The organism is Endozoicomonas sp. SESOKO2, from assembly GCF_024606245.1.
Classification (GTDB): Bacteria; Pseudomonadota; Gammaproteobacteria; order Pseudomonadales; family Endozoicomonadaceae; genus Endozoicomonas_A.
Genome location: NZ_JAHHPQ010000100.1, coordinates 1 through 2443, shown reverse-complemented (window position 1 = coordinate 2443; position 2443 = coordinate 1). Strand labels below are relative to the sequence as shown.

Sequence of the window (2443 nt, the reverse complement as noted above, 5' to 3'; positions counted from 1 at the left end):
ATCTTCTACGGGGTAATGCTCTCCGCTGGCATCAGCGCCACAACCCACGACACTGACAGTGTGGACAAAGCGGCCGGCGGTGACGTGCTTGAGCACCTCGGCCAGTTGACCGACGGTCTTTCCGCCCAGGAGAAACGAGTTGGAACCGGCCTCTTCTCCCTGAACTTTACTGCCGTGACCCACAACAATAATACGGGTGTCGTCTTTAAGAAAATCAGCTTGCAATGCCTCCAGTTTAATGTCGAGACTTGTCTCCGTATCAATCAGGGTTCCATCAGGCTTTAGTCGTATAAGTCGGCTAAAATCGGGCTGGTATTTTTTCTTCAGATATAGGCTGGCTTTGGCTTCATTCTCGCTGTTACCCAGCTGGATAATAATCTGGTTTTTATAACGGCTGTCATGCTCAGCGGTCAGGGCATAACGCACGGTTTTATCAGCTTCAGGCACCCAGCTTCTGGTGCTTTCATCAGTATCTTCACTGACTAAATCAATCTTTGCTAATGGATTAACCTGCATGAAAAATTGTCTTAATTCACGATGACGCAAATCCTTTCTTGCAAAAAAATCAGACAAATAACGACCGGAGACTGTAAGAAACGGCTGCACTCCGGATATAAAAACCGTCGATCTGGATTGATTCAGTATTCCATCTTGCCGATAATTTAAAACGGCGTAGGTGACTTCTCGATAATCGTCGAATTCATTGGCGATTGATTCTGCCATTTTATGTATATCAGTATCAGATTTTTTTAATAAGCTATCATTATTGAAACGTTCAATTAATTGATGTCGTCGTATAATATATTGCTTAACTGCCTTGAGAGCTTCAGTATCTTGTGGTGCGATAATAAGATTGTTGTTGCAATGGGTTGATCCCAAATAGGTTAAATAAAATTCCACTGAACCAGGAATAACCCTGAGCGATTCTGGAAAAACGAAAAGCGGCTTGTCGTTGTGATTAGCGATGGCTTCTTTAATAGCCTTAATAAAAACAGGGTGCTCTTCTTTTATTTCGTTAAATATTTTCTCTGTTTCTGGATCAGGTGTTCTGTTAGAAAACAGTTGTTCCGGCCCTGGCTCAGCAAAATACTCCATAATCATATGGTTAATTAACTGGTCCGGTTTGACTTTAAATGAAGTTTCTTGCGGAATGTTAATGTGTTTAAACAATTCGTCATTATGAGAAGGCAATGTATCGACATCCAGGTAGACACCCCCCTCATTTTTAATCAGCAGTTCTATCCTTACCAAATCAGAGGCTGCGGCTAAAATCCCCCTCAGCCCAAGTTCTTTCACGTACCACTGTTTCGGGCTGGCTTCATCGTCTGGCTGCCAGAGTGTATTGATATCTGCCAGCCTGAATTTTTCGGATTCAGGGTTGCCCTGAAGCCTGGCTATCTCATTGGTGAACTCCGTGAATTGCTTCAGGCTTTCTTCCTGTATTGTCTCTAATTCGCTTTGATCCACAGCCAAATGCTTGACTAAAAATGCCTTTGCCATGTCGTCGAAGGTTTTGCCCTCAGCGATGCCTTTTTTTATGGTGCTATAGGCCAGATCCTGCAGCTGATTAACACGTTCCACAAATTCATCACTGGCATTTTCTGCTGTCAGGAATGATTCGGGTATTTTTTCAGCGGCAACAGCCTTATGTATTTCCCGGGCAAGCACGGGTGCCAGAAACGACTGCGGGTCGTACCAAAGCGTTAATGGCCAGGAATTCGTCTTAGCCCAGACCTTGAGATAGTCCTTAACACCTTCGTTGAGACGACCAATCCAGATAAAGTGAAGATTTTTGGGTACTTCGGCCAGTGCATCCAGCAGGTACTGGTTTATGGTCGCGGCAAGGTGGGAGACGGCAGCGCCCCCGGCAAGAATTTTGGGCAGGTTTTCCTGCATCCGATAGACAAGGCCGTATTTTTTAAGGGCGGACCCCTCCTGGCGAAGTCGATCAAATTCTGCGATTTTTTCCTCTAGCGATTCTAAATCATCCGAACTGAGAGCACCCAGATGCGACTTAAGGCTTAACCTGAACATCTCCGGGGTCGGTATTGCATTATCGGGATTAACCGGCCCCAGCAGCCCGCTGTTCTGTGACAACACAGAAGGCATTTGTCGTAGTCCAGCGTCAGCTTCAACATACGGGGCTTCAGGCAAGCGTTCGACCGTGACTTTACCATCACTGGTGCGAAATGCTTTCAGCCTGTCAGGCCTGTCGTCCAGTGACCAGGTGACCAGACCCGTGTCTGCAAGCAGGCCAACCCACAGACGCCCCCAGATGTCGACCCTCAAAAGACCGTCACGGGCAGTTACTGTGCGGGTTCTTGTCGCTTTCAGGGTGTCTTTCAGGTATTGGCTGACAAGCCCGTTGTGATCAATGGCTGAGCCAATCAGGTTAACGGTTTTAACCGGGGTATCGCCGATCAATTCATTGATTTTTGTTGAC

The 2443-nt window shown here is 46.4% G+C and carries 1 protein-coding gene; it reads right to left on the bottom strand.

The genetic code is table 11. The annotated features are described in order from the left end of the window. Positions 1 to 2443 (bottom strand): TcdA/TcdB catalytic glycosyltransferase domain-containing protein (locus tag KDK17_RS02625; protein WP_257287276.1); only part of this gene is annotated, 2443 nt, incomplete at both ends.